This is a genomic window from Microcoleus vaginatus HSN003 (genome assembly GCF_022701255.1).
Lineage (GTDB): Bacteria > Cyanobacteriota > Cyanobacteriia > Cyanobacteriales > Microcoleaceae > Microcoleus > Microcoleus vaginatus_B.
In genome coordinates, this window is sequence record NZ_CP031705.1 from 6,128,007 (window position 1) to 6,145,014 (window position 17,008).

Annotated in this window: 6 protein-coding genes and 1 tRNA gene; 6 read left to right on the forward strand and 1 reads right to left on the reverse strand. The window is 45.4% G+C overall.

Features of this window, described 5'->3' with window-relative positions; genetic code table 11:
- Positions 1 to 151 precede the first annotated feature (151 nt).
- The 5 genes from D0A37_RS26245 (at position 152) to D0A37_RS26265 (ending at position 8,471) form a co-directional block, all read left to right on the forward strand.
- Positions 152 to 2,617 (forward strand): peptidoglycan DD-metalloendopeptidase family protein, encoded by a 2,466-nt coding sequence (locus tag D0A37_RS26245; protein WP_242718927.1) that lies wholly within the window; start codon positions 152 to 154, stop codon positions 2,615 to 2,617.
- Positions 2,618 to 2,755: 138 nt separating this feature from the next.
- Positions 2,756 to 2,828, forward strand: a tRNA-Met gene (locus tag D0A37_RS26250).
- 127 nt (positions 2,829 to 2,955) lie between these two features.
- Positions 2,956 to 3,555 (forward strand): peroxiredoxin, encoded by a 600-nt coding sequence (locus D0A37_RS26255; RefSeq protein ID WP_006631731.1) that lies wholly within the window; start codon positions 2,956 to 2,958, stop codon positions 3,553 to 3,555.
- Positions 3,556 to 3,667: 112 nt separating this feature from the next.
- Positions 3,668 to 4,207: a peroxiredoxin family protein gene (locus D0A37_RS26260; RefSeq protein WP_242718929.1), complete on the forward strand. Its 540-nt coding sequence runs from the start codon at positions 3,668 to 3,670 to the stop codon at positions 4,205 to 4,207.
- A 214-nt stretch (positions 4,208 to 4,421) separates the two neighbouring features.
- Positions 4,422 to 8,471 carry a hypothetical protein gene (locus tag D0A37_RS26265; protein WP_242718931.1) on the forward strand — a complete coding sequence of 1,350 codons (4,050 nt, stop codon included), beginning with the start codon at positions 4,422 to 4,424 and terminating at the stop codon, positions 8,469 to 8,471.
- Positions 8,472 to 8,705: 234 nt separating this feature from the next.
- Here D0A37_RS26265 and D0A37_RS26270 read toward each other — a convergent pair whose 3' ends face one another.
- Complete coding sequence (locus tag D0A37_RS26270) at positions 8,706 to 11,174, reverse strand: ATP-dependent Clp protease ATP-binding subunit (protein ID WP_242718933.1); 2,469 nt, start codon at positions 11,172 to 11,174, stop codon at positions 8,706 to 8,708.
- A gap of 429 nt (positions 11,175 to 11,603) precedes the next feature.
- Between D0A37_RS26270 and D0A37_RS26275 the strand changes: the two genes are divergently transcribed.
- Positions 11,604 to 16,949, forward strand: a complete 5,346-nt coding sequence (locus D0A37_RS26275) for a trifunctional serine/threonine-protein kinase/ATP-binding protein/sensor histidine kinase (RefSeq protein WP_242718935.1) — start codon at positions 11,604 to 11,606, stop codon at positions 16,947 to 16,949.
- Positions 16,950 to 17,008 lie beyond the last annotated feature (59 nt).

The window sequence follows — 17,008 nt, forward strand, 5'->3', positions numbered from 1 at the left end:
TGTCTAAATTTAAAAAGCAAGGTAATCTGGCCTAAGCATGATAGCTGTCAACAATCAGAATATTTTTGCTTGTTGATTTAAATTCAGCGTCATGCGATCCCCTTGAGTGTTTCCAAGGACAGTTAGCGCTTCTCAGTAGGAGGTCGTTTTTTTGAAACGAACATATCCCCAAATTAAGCCTGTTCAGGCTAGTGAAATCGACAGAGACGGTTCTGCGGAACCATCCAAACAGACAACGCTCAGCACAGGCAGGGTTCGCTCTCTCGCCACGATCGGGCTGGCAATATCGGTAGGTGCTTCTGGCATCCTGCTACCGAGAAATGGAGACAGCGCTCGGGCGTCTGAACTCGCACCGACATCCGAATCCACCGCTGAAGTACAGCCAGTATCGGCCAATGGGCCCGCTACATCCGCACAAGTTGACGGTTCCAGGGTCCAACAGCCCGGATCACCTTCTGAGCCGGTGGCGGTTAAGGTACAGGAGGGGCAAAGCCTTTGGGAGCTTTCTCGGGATTATGAAGTTGAACCGTTGGTACTAGCAACTGCCAACGACATCGAACCCGATACCATACTCCAAGTGGGCCAAGAGCTCAGAATTCCGACTGCGACGGAAGCCACACCACAACAGAACGCCGGCCATAGCACATCGGCTTCGCTAGAGCGCGCAGCGACGGTCAATCCGGAACAAGAGTTAAATCTGACTGGCTCCGAGCCATGGGATAGTGCAGCGATGACAGCGCTGCCATCAACCGCAGCGACCCCGCTGGTCACGACGGTACCGGAAGAAAGTTCGATCGACATCCCGAATGCAGACGGGGCGATCGACAGTTTAAAAAAACAGGAAAACCGCACCACAGAATCGCGTCGAACAATGTTCGGCTCGGAGGGGGGAGAAAATTTATCTACACCCGCGGCATCTTTGCCGGAGTCAGCACCGACGCTGGCCTCCCCTGGATATGCAACTGGCACAACTATTCCTGACCTCGGTGCCACACCTGTAATTCCCAATGCCGGGGTCGGTCAAGAAGCATCGCCCGATCAAGCACTCGAGTCAATTGAACAGTCTTTGGCAACACCCAGTTTGCCCTCGGCTGTGCAAGTCCCCCCTGCGGGAAGTACCGCCACGCCGGCTGAGGTTCTCTACAGCGTGCGTCCGGGAGATACGGTAGATGCGATCGCCAAAGGTCACGGCGTATCGCCTACAGAGCTGATCTCCGTCAACAAGCTCGGCAACCCCAACTTGCTGAATGTCAATCAACGGCTCAAAATTCCCCAAGTTGGGTTTAAAAATCAAGGGGTGCAGGCGGCAGCCTCTTATTCTGCCTCCAACTCTACATCTGGCTGGGGGGCGAGTTCGGTTCCGGCATCTTTGAACCCCAGCTCGTCTACCTCGGAAATAGCCGGTGCTGGCGTTGCAGCACCCGCACCCACAGTGCCTGTTGTGTCTCCCCTGGAGAACCTGGAAGGTCTGAACAATATTTCAGCGCCGATGGTTCCCCAAATTAACAGCATTCCGCTGACTCAAGTTTCCCAAACCATTAGCAATCCACGGAAGCTGGATCTGCAAGGCGAACCAACATTTACAGGTGCAGTTGACACCAGTGCCCTGTCTGAGCAAGCCAGTGCAACTGCTACGGGAGAATACCTGCAGCCGATCAGCTTCGTGCCAAATACTAGCGCTCAGGGTTCAAAGGTCGCTCCAACTAGCGCTTTACCAGAGTCGAATTCGGAAGATATTCCCACTGCAGAAGCTCTCAACCCTTATTCCGAACGCTTGAGGGCAGAAGTTGTCAGGCTGCGAGAGGAATATCGTGCCTCGCGCAATTCGATCGGCGCCAATGCGGTTTCCCTGGCTCCAACTGAGGGGCCCTCGGTCAACCCGTCTGAGGAAATGCCAAGTGTCAATCCATATCTCTACACCCCCGACTATCCTGAGGCGGTGCAGAATGAAATCAGCAGACCGCCATCAAGAGCCTGGTCTGAGCAGGTTCAGAAGCAGCAGCAAGAGCGTTTAGACCCCTCTCGCGCAGCGGAACTTGAACCGATAAACCTGACGCCGACCTCTCCTCAGCAGCAGCAGCCTATGGTAGCAACTGCTCCTTTGGGATCTGAGGGTTACGACCCCCTGAGCAACCCGTCTTTGGGACGCATGGTTTCTCCGGAACTGCCTCCGCTGTCGAACCCTGATACTTATCTGCCTAACGGCAAACAACAGTCGGCTAACGGGTTTATTTGGCCGTCGAAGGGCGTTCTTACTTCCGGCTACGGTTGGCGGTGGGGACGGATGCACAAAGGAATTGATATTGCAGGGCCGATCGGCACGCCAATTGTGGCAGCATCAGACGGGGTGGTTACCTATGCTCAGTGGAACGACGGCGGCTACGGGTATTTGGTGGAAATTACCCATCCTGACGGCACTGAGACTGTCTATGCCCACAACAGCCGAATTTTGGTGCAAAAGGGTCAGAGAGTCGCTCAAGGGGAACAGATTTCAGAAATGGGCAGCACTGGCTTCAGTACCGGGCCGCACTTGCACTTTGAAATTCATCCCGCCGGACAGGGTGCTATCAACCCAATGGCTGTTCTGCCCGACGATGCGTCCAGCGCTTCTCGGTAACGACTGGTCAGAAGTTATGGGTTTTGAATGATTACCAAAACTCATAACTTTTACTGGAAGTCATTAGAAATAGTGTTGCTTGAAAACAAGACATAGCTAGTCCTACCGTGCTACGATAGTAAATCGTGAAGTAGATTGGGCTCAGTGGCGCAGTGGTTAGCGCAGGGGACTCATAAGCCCAAGGTCGCAGGTTCAAATCCCGCCTGAGCCATTATTTAATAAAAAAAACTGCGCTCTCAAATTTGAGAGCGTCTTTTTTTTGATTGATGGAGAAGATACTTGTAGTCGTTATGAGTATGATATATTTGTAACAGTTCGTAAAAAAGGAAACAAAATCTATGACCAGTGAATGCCTCCGGGTTGGTCAAGCTGCACCCGATTTCGCAGCAACAGCCGTAGTGGATCAGGAATTCAAGACAGTTAAACTGTCAGACTATAAAGGCAAAAAGTATGTAGTCCTGTTCTTCTACCCCTTGGACTTCACCTTTGTGTGCCCGACTGAGATTACAGCATTTAGCGATCGCTTCGAGGACTTCAAGAAAATCGATACCGAAATCCTCGGCGTATCCGTGGACAGCGAATTCTCTCACCTCGCTTGGATACAAACAGACCGCAAATTAGGCGGTGTCGGCGACCTCAACTATCCCTTAGTTGCTGACCTCAAAAAAACAATTAGTTCAGACTACAACGTCCTCGACCCAGAAGCAGGCGTTGCCCTCAGAGGTCTGTTCATCATCGACAAAGAAGGCATCATCCAACACTCTACTATCAACAATCTTGCCTTCGGCCGCAACGTGGACGAAACTCTCCGTACTCTGCAAGCTATCCAACACGTCCAGTCTCACCCCGATGAAGTTTGTCCCGCCGGCTGGCAGCCCGGTGACAAAACTATGACTCCCGATCCGGTCAAGTCTAAGGTATTCTTTGCTGCGGTTTAAGCACATTATATTTGTAGGGAAACGGCGCTGCCGTGTCCCTACCCGCAGAGGCATTTATTTAACCGGATTTTTAATTACCAATTAGCAATTAGCAATTACCCAATTAGGAAATATGCTGACTTCTACTAATTTTAGCGGCTTGTTAAATGAGCGGTTTTTCCAAAATTTATTGCCTGTTCCGGCGACTAATGTTCTGAACCTGGGACAGATGACACCAGATTTTGAATTGCCGGATATTAATAATGGCAAATTGGTGCGGCTGTCGAATTATCGGGGCGATAAGCCGGTAATTCTGGCTTTTACGCGGATTTTTACTGAAAAGCAATATTGCCCTTTTTGTTTTCCTCACATTAAAGCTTTGAATGAAAACTGGGAAAAATTTGCCGATCGCAATATAGAATTATTGATGGTTGCCAGTACCGACGATCGCCAAAGCCAAATTGTGGTTAGAGATTTAGGCTTGAAAATGCCTCTGCTTTCTGATCCAGGCTGTAAAGTGTTTCGGGCTTATCAAGTCGGTCAGGCTTTAGGTGCTCCTTTGCCTGCTCAGTTTGTTTTGGGTGCAGATGGAAAACTCCTCTTCAAACATTTGTTTTCTTTCATAGACCACAATGCTAGTGTGGACACTTTGTTGAAATATGTCGATCGGTAAGGACACCGCTACGGTGCCCTAATTTGAAGTTTTTCACCGCTGATGTACGCTGGTTTAGGCCCATCAGCGGGATTTTTTTATCGGTTGGCACTGGCTGCAACAGATATTTAGTCATAAATACTTATTGTGCCAATTTCAATGGCGGAATGTTGCTATGTTCGCTCGACATTAATCTAGGCTATAGCTTGAAGGTACTTAGTACAAGTTTAAGCCAATGTCGTCTCCCAAAGATCGATCGAGCAAAATTGAATTGAGCGTCTTAGCGTCGCATCCTGAGTTGTTGACAGGTTTAGATGCGTGGCTGCGACTAGGTTTACTTTCGCCCGCTGAGGTTGAGGAATTGTGCCGACAGTATTTAGTCTGCCCACTCAGAGAGCCCGCTGTAGACCTTTCTGAAATTGAGAACCCGCGAGCTCCTATTGCCGAGCCAAAAGTACCTGCCTTATCAACGCAAAAAGCCTTACCTAACAGCAGAGAAAGCGTTGCTAGGCCCACAGAAACTACTCAAACCCCTAATTTTATCGCTCAAATTTTGCACTCGCTAATGGCCGAAATTAGCGTGGTGTGGCTGTTGTTTTTAGGAGTGTTCATGGTAGTTGTCTCCTCAGGAGTCTTAGCTGCCAGTCAGTGGGAAAAATTTCCGGCCGCCGGACAATATGGAGTTTTATTAGCTTATACTTTAACTTTTTGGGCGATTAGCAGTTGGGCAAACAGACAGCATAATTTGCACTTAACTGCTCAAACTTTGCAAGAAGTGACGCTGTTGCTAGTGCCGATCAATTTTTGGGCAATGGATACTTTTGGATTGTGGCGGTATCCTTGGGATTGGGCGGTAGCAATCGCAGCAGCACTCCTTTTGACTTGGATAACTGCCCGGATTATAAAAGATCAATATCAAAGCTTTTCAGGAAAAAACATCACTCGTTCGATCGCCCTAAATCACTTGGGATTGAGTTATTTGCACTGGGGGTGGGCATTGGCAGGCTTTTCCCTGGCTGCGGTTTATTTGGGTACAGTCGGAACTGCTGCTGCTAGAGTTTATCAAGTTCAGCAACAACGATTGCAATCTATCCAACGTGGGGAAAATACTGAAACATTCCCCGCTGCTTTCAGTTTGAGCAGAGATTTTCTGACTTACAAAAAAGCGGCTTTAGTAGCTTATTCGTTAGGAATTTTACTGGGTCGAGCGATATTTGTCAAGGATGTAAATATCGCTGAAATGGGTTTAGCTTTGGCGATTTGTGGCGTGCTTTTAGCATGGCTGGATTGGCAGCAACCCGTCGCATCTGGGACTATTGAAAACAATATATCCGACCAGCCCAATCCCAGCAATTTTTTTAACGGGCAATTAGCGGGAATTGGTTTTTTGGGTTTGGGATGGCTGGTTTGTTTTCGCGACATTCCGCTACAGGCGATCGCAGTTAGCGGATTGGCTGTTTGGTTTTTTTACAACCGTTTAGTGCGGTTTTGGCAAGAGTTTGATTTGCTAATGCTGGAGGCGGTGGGACTTCAGAGTATTTGGCTGTTTTGGCGAGTGCTTCCTTTAGGGATTAAAACACAAGTTGTGGCATTTTTAACTCAGTTTACCAACTCTCAGGAAACTCCTTGGGCTTTTTGGGGTGTTCTGCTGTTGCCTTATTTAATTTTAATGGTAAGTGTGGCGCAGTGGCTCTACCGCAAGCGAAAGTTTCAACTTGCCAGTTTTGGTAAAAACCTTGCTTTCGGTTTGGGCAGTTTTTTAACTGTTATTAGTTTTTTCAATCCGTTTTGGCGATCGCTCAATTTATTAGTCTCTACTTTAATTTTAGGTTGGAGCACTTGGAAATACGTCATTTCCGATAATTTGCGGCGAGTTTCGAGGTCTGCTTCGGCGGCTGAACAACAGGGAAATCCGGCAATTTTGATTCCCATAACTCACATTATGGGTTTAGGGGCGATCGCTTCGGCAATTGACTTATTTTTTCCCAACCAGCCACCCAATATTTGGTCGGCAGTATTATTGATTTTTATGGTAGCTGAGTGGGTATTTTTTGTCTGGATGAAAGCGGCTAATTCGCGAGAAAATTCGGCATTTTTTCGCTGGCATCCTGCATGGTTCCAAAGTTCTTGGTATCTGGGCTTAGTATTAGCAGGATTCAGCTTTATATTGTTGCAAAATTATGTGAGTGCCGGTACTACCACTCATCGCCCTCAGTGGAGTTTGCTCTGGCTGGCGACTCCTTTGGCTTTGACTGCTGTTGCTAAATATACTGAGAGTCCTCACAAACAAGTTGCCAGTACCTTTAGTACAATCTCCCTAATATTTGCCCAATTTCTAATTTTTATTTTTCCGGGATATCGGTTAATTGGTTTGGGCTTGGCAGCCGGATTAATGTTGGTTAATACTTACTATTTAGTCGAGTTACCAGCGGCTGCAATTGGAGTGGGATTTGGCTTGAGTTTCGTAGCTGCGGCGATCGATCAATTAGGTTTTGTGTCGGGTTGGGATTGGGGAATTGCCGGGGCGATCGCACTTTTGTGTTTGTGGTTGCTTCGCAGCATGATTGTTCGTTTTTCCAGCCGTGTACCTGATCCTCCTCAATTAGCTGAAATTTACGATCGAGCTTTAGATGGGTGGGCAATCTTACTCGCAGGCTTACTGTTAACAACTCTTACTTTTTATTCCTATGAACTCTACGCAGGCAGTACCTTGAGTTACCCGCCCTCTACTGAAGTTTTGGCTGCTATTTTGGTGATAATGGCTGCGATTATTTTCCGAAGTTTACGCCAACTTTCCCCTCTGGCAATTTATGCCTTGGCTTGGAGTTTGGAGTTATTGACAGCAGTGGGTTTGAGTTTTGTCGATCGCACTACGATTAATTTGGCAGTTGCTAATATCGCTCTCGGATTGTTTACTCAATTATTGGGTGATGTGTTGCGGCGCCGCCACCCCGATCCAACAATTTTACCTAGCATTCATTTGATACCTTTGGTTTATGGGGTGTTGGGTTTAACTTTCCGATCGCACACTTTTGCGAATTGGACTGGTTTAACTGTGTTGGGTGCGTCTTTAATTGCGATCGGCATTGGTAGGCGGGAGCCAGAATTCAAACCTTTGGTTTATTTGGGATTAATTGGCGTATCCGTTGCTGCTTACGAATCGCTACTCTATCAACTTTTTCAAACACCAGGAGGAGCTTTTGGCGACGGCTTAATTGTCCTCGCCACTCTCGGCACAACTTTAACATATATCTATCGCATTTTATCTCCTTGGCTCAGCAATTATTTACATTTAACTAATGCAGAGTTAAAAATATTTGCTCACCTGCACTGGGTTTTCAGCAGTTTGCTGCTGATGTGGGCTTCTGCCTATGATATTAAATCTGGCCTAAGTTTAGGATTAGTCACTGGTGCTTTATTAGTTCAATACCCTTTATTGCAAGGGCGAAATAATCTCGATCGCCAATGGGCAGAAATTTGGATTTACTTGGGCTGGCTAGAAGCCTTTGGCATCCGGCTTTACTGGATCAATACGCCTTTAGTTAAGTATATTTCCGGGCCGCTGGGGCCTTGGAAAGTTGCCCTCGCTTCTCTATTAGCTTATTTCATTTACATTTTGCCTTGGGACAACTGGGGTTGGTCAAAAAAACCTTGGCAGGTAATTGCTTCGCTGATTCCAATAGTTACTATTTTGGAAAGTCCGGCTAGGTTTTATCCGATTAGCTTGCTGATAGCTGCCACCTTCTATGTTTTCCTAGCTTGGGAAAGGCAGGAAGTCCGTTTTACCTATGTGAGTGTGGCAATAATTGACTGGATAATGCTGCGGTGGTTTGGGGAAATGGGATTTACTCAGCCAGAGTTTTATGTTACTCCTTTAGGGCTTTCTTTACTTTATATTACTCAGTTTGATCGCACTCTCAAATTACCAGCACAAAAACCGCTGCGCCACAATCTGCGAATGCTCGCAACTGCGCTGATTTGCGGGATACCTCTTTTGACTCAGCAAAGCCACGGTTTAGTTGCCGCAGCTTTTAGTTTAGTGGCGATTGCAGCGGGTTTGGCGTTGCGAGTTCGGGCGTTTTTGTTTGTGGGAACGGCTGTATTTTTAATCAATGTTTTCTATCAGTTGGTGGTTCTAATCTTCGATTATCCGCTGATTAAATGGGCGATTGGTTTAGCTTGTGGGATTGTATTTATCTGGATTGCTGCTACTTTTGAAACGCGGCGCGATCGCATTTCTGCTTTTGTGCAGCATTGGGTTGGGCAATTGCAATCCTGGGATTAGATTCAGCGATAAGGATCGCGAATTAAATAACTTACAATTTTAATTGTTATTGTGGGATGGGCGTCCCGCCCGTCCAAAAAAGACGGGCGGGACGCCCATCCCACAAACTTGTGGAAGTTATTTAATTCTCATTCCTAAGTTGCTTTTTTTTAACCAGTATTATTTAATTAAAAACCCGGTTTCTCAGAGAAACCGGGTTTTTAATTAACAGTATTTATCCGTCTGTAGAGTGCATTAATGGCTCAATGCGAATTCGGGCAATTTCGGCTCAGATGAACCATCGGGGACTACCTTAACCTGACCGTTTTCATCCACATCAACGATCGCTTTTTGGCCTTCTTTGAGCTTCCCAGAGAGCATTTCCTCAGCCAGTACATCTTCTAACAACCGCATGATTGCGCGGCGTAAAGGTCGAGCACCGTAGCTGGGATTGTAGCCTTCTGTAACTAACAAGTCCTTGAACCGATCCGTCACCGACAAAGTAATACCCTGTTCGGTTAAGCGGCTGAAGACTTGCTGCAACATGATGTCCGCAATCTGCTTGACTTCTTCCCTGTTCAACTGGCGGAAGACGATAATCTCATCCAAGCGGTTGATAAATTCGGGACGGAAAAACTGTTTCAGTTCTTCGTTTACCAAGCTGCGAACCCGGTTGTACTGACCGTCGGCTGCACTTTCAGCAAACTCGAAACCGAGACCGCCGCCGCCTTTTTCAATCACTCGCGAACCAATGTTTGAGGTCATGATCAGCAGTGTATTTTTAAAGTCTACTGTCCGACCTTTAGCATCGGTCAAGCGCCCGTCTTCCAAGATTTGCAGCATCATGTTGAAGACATCCGGGTGAGCTTTTTCGATTTCGTCGAACAAGATGACTGTGTAAGGACGGCGCCGGACTGCTTCTGTTAGTTGGCCACCTTCGTCGTAGCCGACGTAACCCGGAGGCGAACCGATGAGTTTAGAAACCGTGTGGCGTTCCATGAATTCGGACATATCTAACCGAATCATGGCTTCTTCGGAACCGAAGAAATAAGTTGCCAGGGCTTTTGTAAGTTCGGTTTTGCCGACGCCTGTGGGGCCGGAAAAGATGAAACTGGCGATCGGGCGATTGGGATTTTTCAAGCCTACCCGTGCGCGACGGATAGCCCGAGAAACTGCGCTGACAGCTTCTTCTTGACCAATCAAGCGCTGGTGCAAAGTATCTTCCATGTGCAGCAGCAATTCCGATTCCGATTCTGTCAGCTTGCTGACCGGTACTCCCGTCCAATTAGCCACGATGTGGGCGATGTCTTCTTCGGTGACGATGGGAGAAATTCTGATCTGGCTTTTGTTGATAGTAGCTGCGGCGATTTCGGCTTCGATTTCTAATTCGCGATCGCGCAATTTGCCAGCTTTATCAAAGTCTTGCTCGCGTACCGCAGCATCTTTTTCTTTGCTAACAGCCGGAAGTTGTTTTTTGAGTTCTTTAACTTCGGGCGGGGTTTGCGAGTTCAAGACGTGGACGCGGGAACCTGCTTCGTCAATTAAGTCGATCGCCTTGTCTGGCAAAAACCGATCGTTAATGTACCTGTCTGACAGTGTAGCCGCTGCTTCTATAGCTGCATCGGAAATTGTCAGTCTGTGGTGCTGTTCGTAGGCCGATCGCAACCCGTACAATATTTCTATTGTTTCAGCCACGCTCGGTTCACCGACTTTGATCGGTTGGAAGCGGCGTTCTAAGGCTGCGTCGCGCTCGATGTGCTTACGATATTCGTCCAAGGTAGTGGCGCCGACACACTGCAATTCGCCTCTAGCAAGGGCGGGTTTGAGCATATTGGAGGCGTCCATGCTGCCTTGAATTGCGCCTGCACCAACTAAGGTGTGAATTTCATCGATTACCAGAATGATGTTGCCGGCAGCACGAATTTCGGCCATGATTTTCGTCAGGCGTTCTTCAAATTCGCCGCGGAACTTTGTACCAGCAATCAGCGAACCCATATCGAGGCTGATTACTTGTTTGTCTTCTAAAATTTCCGGGACGTTTCTATTAACAATCCGCTGGGCTAGGCCTTCGGCGAGGGCGGTTTTGCCGACTCCTGGTTCGCCTACTAACACTGGATTGTTCTTCGTGCGGCGACCTAGCACTTGGATCACGCGCTCAATTTCATTTTCGCGACCCACTACGGGATCGAGTTTGCCGGCTGCGGCTAACTTGGTCAGGTTTGTGCCAAATTCTTCTAAAGTCGGGATTTTGCGATCGCCGCTATCTCCCCTACCTCCGGGTACTGCCGCGACTTCTCCCACGGCACGAATTACCTGCGTGCGGACTCTCTGGCGATCGATCCCCAAGTTTTGCAGCACCTTCGCCGCCACCCCTTCATCGTCCTGAATCAGCCCCAGCAGGATATGCTCGGTGCCGATGTAATTGTGGCCTAACTGCCGCGCTTCGTTAAGCGCCGTCTCAAAAATGCGCTTGACGCGGGGCGTAAAAGGAATTTCCGGCGGGAGGAACCCAGAACCTCTACCGATGATATTTTCGATTTCATTGCGTGCCTCTTTCAAGTTGAGGCCCATATCCAGTAATACTTTTGCAGCGATGCCAGTGCCTTCGCCGACGAGTCCCAGAAGAATTTGCTCGGTGCCTACAAAATTGTGACCGAGGCGCCGCGCTTCCTCTTGGGCTAGCATGATTGCTTTAATGGCTTGTTCTGTAAAGCGTTCAAACATATTTTTTCTATCCTACTGTCTTGGCGAGGGCTGTATCGCTGCTGGTGAGGAGCGATTTGGAACACTACACAAATTATAGATGTAAATTTTTGTGTATTTCGTTCTCTAACAATGTATCTTGCTAAGGGAGGAGGGACAGTGGGGAGAGCCGAATAGTAGGGGTGTGGTTGCCGTCCGCTGTCGATCGGATATTAATTGAGAATAATAGTAGCAAAATGGCTTGATTGCATGAATACTATCATTTTATGTACAAATTGTATTCTTGTTCGAGCAAATAAAGCTTGATTTTTGTTGGCTTAAGTAGATGGTTGAATTAAGCATATAACAGTTGCCCTGTCAAGACTTTTGACGGTTGAGGGTGGTCGTGCCGTCAGTCAACAGCGAACAGCGACTCGAATCAGATATATTTTCAACTCTCAGGAGAACTCCATGCAATTTCTCTCGCAATACCAAATCCACTCCACTCTCCACGAAGGTATCGAAACAATTATTTATCGAGGACAAATCCCCAGCCACCAGGATACAACCGTACTCAAAATCCTGAAAGCTGAATATCCCACCCTGGATGCAATTACCCGGATCAAGCACGAGTATCGCATTCGCCAACATTTAGACCATCCGGGCCTCGTTAAAGTCATTAGCCTAGAAACCTTTGACAACCGTCTCGGCTTGCTTTTAGAAGACTTTGAGGGCGAATCTCTCGATCGCCTCATGTCCAGACAAAAGCTCGAAGTCATCACTTGTTTGAGGTTTGGCATCCAACTCATAAAAACTTTAGAATATCTACACCTTCAAAAAATTATTCACAAAGATATTAAGCCTAGCAATATCATCATCAACAGCCAAACAGGAATTATTAAACTAACAGATTTCGGGATTGCTTCGCGATTAACCAAAGAAAATCCCCAAATTAATAATATTAACTCGCTAGTCGGTACTTTTGCTTATATGTCTCCCGAACAAACCGGGAGAATGAACCGCACCCTAGACTACCGAACCGACTTTTATTCTCTCGGTATTACCTTATATGAAATGCTGACAGGTCAATTACCATTTATGAGTAACGACCCGTTAGAGATAGTTTACAGTCACATAGCATCTCAAGCAATTGTCCCCCATCAAATTAATTCAGAGATTCCACCAGCCATCTCACAAATTGTGATGAAACTGATGGCCAAAAATGCCGAACAGAGATATCAAAGTGCGGGCGGATTGCTGGCAGATTTAGAAATTTGTTTAAATCACTTAGAAACTACGGGCCAGATAGTCGATTTTACGCCCGGAAACTTAGATATATTGAGTCAGTTGTTGATTCCTCAAAAATTGTACGGTCGGGAAACACAAGTCAGTCAACTATTAGCAGCCTTTGAACGTGTAGCTAATCCTTGCGAGGAAATTTCTTCTCCTTCCCAAATTGAACTGATCTTAGTTTCTGGTTATGCAGGTATAGGCAAATCGGCCGTAGTCAGCGAAATCCAAAAACCCATCACCAGACAGCGGGGTTATTTTATTTCAGGTAAATTTGACCAATTCAAGCGGAATATACCTTACGCATCTTTAATTCAAGCTTTTCAATCTTTGATCCAGCAATTACTTGCCGAAAATAGCAAAAAAATACAAGATTGGCAACATCAACTTTTAGCCGCACTAGGCAATGCCGGACAAGTAATTATTGACGTGATTCCCGAACTAGAATTGGTAATTGGCAAACAGCCTGCTGTTCCCGAACTTGCCCCAACAGAAGCACAAAACCGCTTTAACAGGCTATTCAAAGAATTTATCCACGTATTCGCACAAAAAGAGCATCCATTAGTCATATTTCTCGATGACTTGCAGTGGTCCGATTCAGCGACCTTGAAATTAATGGAATTGCTGGCAACTGACCCAGACAGCAAATATTTACTATTAATTGGAGCCTATCGAGATCGTGAAGTTAGCTCTACACATCCTTTAATGCAAACAGTAGAGTACCTTGAACAAACGGGGACTCTTATCAACAAATTTGTGCTGCAACCTCTTTCTTTAGCCCAGGTAACAGAGTTAATTTCTGAGACGTTGAATGACTCAGAAAGAATTCACCCCTTAGCGGAGTTAATTTGGAATAAAACTGGTGGTAATCCTTTTTTCGTGACGCAATTGCTCAACACTCTTTATCAAGAACAACTTTTGAAATTTGACTTTAGCCGGCTGCTGTCTACCGGGATAAAAGGGCAGTGGCAGTGGAACATTGAGGAGATTCAAGCTATTGGTATTACAGATAAGAGTGTAGTTGAACTGGTAGCCAGTCGGATTCAAAAACTGCCAGAGATTACACGAGAAGTTTTGAAATTAGCCGCTTGTGTTGGGGACAATTTCACTTTAGATGTTCTCTCTACTGTCAACGCAAAATCTCCATCAGTCACTGCGACGGAACTCTGGGATGCTTTGCAAGCGGGGTTAATACTTCCATTGAATGAGAGTTACCTTATTCCTTTATTTTTAGATCGAGAATCAGCCGTTAATTTAAATTTCAATTCTTCGCGAGTTGGCTATAAATTTTTGCACGATCGCGTCCAGCAAGCTGCATATTCGCTGATTCCTGATGATGAAAAGAAAGCCACTCATCTTAGCATCGGTAAATTGCTACTTGAAAATACGCCACCCGATAAAGTAGAAGAGAGGATTTTTGATATTATTAACCAGTTAAATGTAGGAATTGATTGTCTCACCCAGCAATCAGAAAAAGATGAATTAGCAGAATTAAATTTAATTGCTGGGCATAAGGCAAAAGCAGCTAACGCTTACGAACCCGCTGTTAAGTATTTGAATGTGGGAATTTCCTTATTAGCACCTGATAGCTGGGTTGCCAACTATAACATGACGCTGCGGCTGTATGTAGAGACGCTGGAAGCGGAATATTTAAACACCAACTTTGAGCAAGCAGAAGTTTTGGCAGAAGTGGTTTTGCGATCGGCTAAAGACCAGCTTGACATAGTGAAAGTGTATCAGCTAAAAATCCTATTTTATCAGGCTCAAAGCCAGATGCTAAAAGCTGTTGAAACAGGTCTAGAAGTGCTGGAAATGCTGGGAATAAACCTATTAGATCAGCAAACCATTGCAGTGCCAAAATTGCCGCGAATTGAGGAATTAGAAAACCTGCCAGTTATGACAGATCCTTATCAACTGGCAGCTATGGAAATCCTGACAGCCCTCTATCCTCCTGCTTATATTGCCAAACCAGAAATTGTGTCCTCCCTAGTCTTGACTATGGTCAATCTTTGTATTGATCGCGGTCATTCAGCATTAGCTACTTTTCCCTATACTCTTTATGGAACGATTCTATGCGGCGTCGAAGGCGACATCGAAGCTGGCTACTACGCTGGACTAATCGCTTTAAAGCTGTTAGAACAATTTAATGCTACCCAACAGAAAGCTAAAGTTTATGTAATGTTTAATGGTCATATAAGAATCTGGAAAGAGTCTACTAAGAATACACTGGCGGCCTTTCTAGAAGGAAGGAGTTTTGGTTTGGAAAGTGGTGACTTAGAATGGGCAATTTATAATTCTAAGCACTATATTGCCAATTTATTTTTGGTGGGAGAACCCCTAGATTTTGTCAAAGAAAAACAAACCATTTATATGGAGTTTTTGATAAAAAATAAACACGAATTTGCCATAGGTTATGCTAAAATTTGGCAAATAATTGCTTCAAGCTTAAGAAGCAAAACAGCAGAGCAAGTACGATTAGTTAGTGGCAGGTTGGATGAACCTGCTGTGATGTCGCGTTGGCAGAAAGAAAATAATCGAATGTCGCTGTTTGCAGCTTATGTTGCTAAATTGATGCTGCTTTATTTATTTAAAGATTATGCTCCGGCTGTTGCCCGCGGTAAATTAGCGGCAGAATACGCAGATGGGGCGATCGGCTTAATCACTGTTGGGGTACACAATTTCTACTATTCGCTGGCCCTCCTGGCTCACTATCCTCACAGTGACAATCAAGAAGCATCCCTAGCTATTGTTAACTCTAATCAGCAACTTATGAAAAAGTGGGCCTACCATGCACCCATGAATTATCAGCATAAATACGAGTTAGTCGAAGCAGAAAAAGCGCGAGTTATCAACGATAAACTTGCCGCAATGGATTATTATGACTTAGCTATTAAAGGAGCTGCTGCTAACGGTTACATCCACGAAGAAGCATTAGCTTATGAATTAGCGGGAGAGTTTTATCAATCTTTGGATAAAGAGATAAGTGCTCGAGCTTATCTGACCAAAGCTTATTATGCTTACATCCGCTGGGGAGCTACAGCCAAAGTTAAAGACTTAGAAGCCCGTTATCATTATTTAGTTGAGCGCCATCAAGACGCAATACATAAAAATGTTATCAGCACTGCCCAAACTACTATGAACAATAGTTTGGTGCTGGATTTTTCAACAGTTCTCAAAGCATCACAAGCTGTTTCGAGCGAAATTATTCTCAGCCGCTTGCTAGAGAAACTCGTACAGCTTGTAAAGGAAAACGCAGGCGCTCAAAAAGTATTATTTCTTGCCAAGACTGGTAATCAATTATTCATAGAAGCTGGACTTACAGGTCAGTTTAATGATGTAACCGTGTTACAATCTATCCCGATTGCCGAATCCGATCTCCTCCCAATTTCATTGATTAACTATGTAGAAAGAACCCAAAAATACTTGGTTTTAGATGATGCTACCCGAGCCGATCAATTCCAATTCGACCCTTATATTGCGACCAATCAACCCCTATCTATCCTAGTATTGCCAATTATCCATCAAGGCAACCTGACGGGAATTTTTTATTTAGAAAATAATTTAACAAAAGGTGCTTTTACTAGCGACAGGCTAGAAATTTTGGGAATCCTGTCTGCACAAGCAGCTATTTCTCTAGAAAATGCTCGTTTTTATAGTGTTCTGGAAACGCGAGTAGCCCAAAGAACTGAGAATTTGCATACTGCATTGGAAGAACTTCGCCACACTCAATTGCAGCTAATTCAAAGTGAAAAAATGTCCAGTTTAGGGCAAGTGGTCGGGGGGATTGCTCACGAAATTAATAACCCGATTAACTTTATTTATGGAAATTTATATTACACCAACGAATACGCGGAAAACTTACTAAATCTACTACGTTTATACCAAAAAAATTACCCAAATCCCGTGCCAGAAATAGTAAATGAAACAGAGGAAATAGATTTAGAGTTTTTAATAAATGATTTCACTAAAATGATAGATTCCATGAGAGTGGGGGCGGCGAGAGTTCGCGATATTGTGCTGTCGCTGCGAAACTTTTCTCGGCTAGATGAATCAGATAGAAAATGGGTTAATATCCACGAAGGTATGGACAGCACGTTGATGATTTTGGATCACAAATTACTTAATATTCAAGTGTTCAAGGAGTACGGCAATTTGCCTTTAGTGAACTGCTATCCGGGAGAAATTAATCAGGTATTTATGAATGTACTGACCAATGCGATTGATGCTTTTTGTCGCGAAAGAGGGAGTGAAGTTGACTCGAAACAGAGTCCGACAATTCAGATTTGCACTGAAGTCGCGGAAGGAAATCAAGTAGCGATTCGCATTGTTGATAATGGTGTGGGGATGAATTCGGAGGTGCTGGGTAAAATATTCGATCCGTTTTTTACTACTAAACCCGTAGGTAAGGGGACTGGTTTGGGATTGTCTATCAGTTATCAAATTGTGGTAGAACAGCATGGAGGAAAGTTAATTTGCAAGTCGGAACCTGGAGAGGGAAGCGAGGTTAGTATTTTGCTTCCGTATTGATGAATTAGAACCATCGTGAAAGCAACTGTTCAATTACTTTCACAAAGCCGATCGCACAT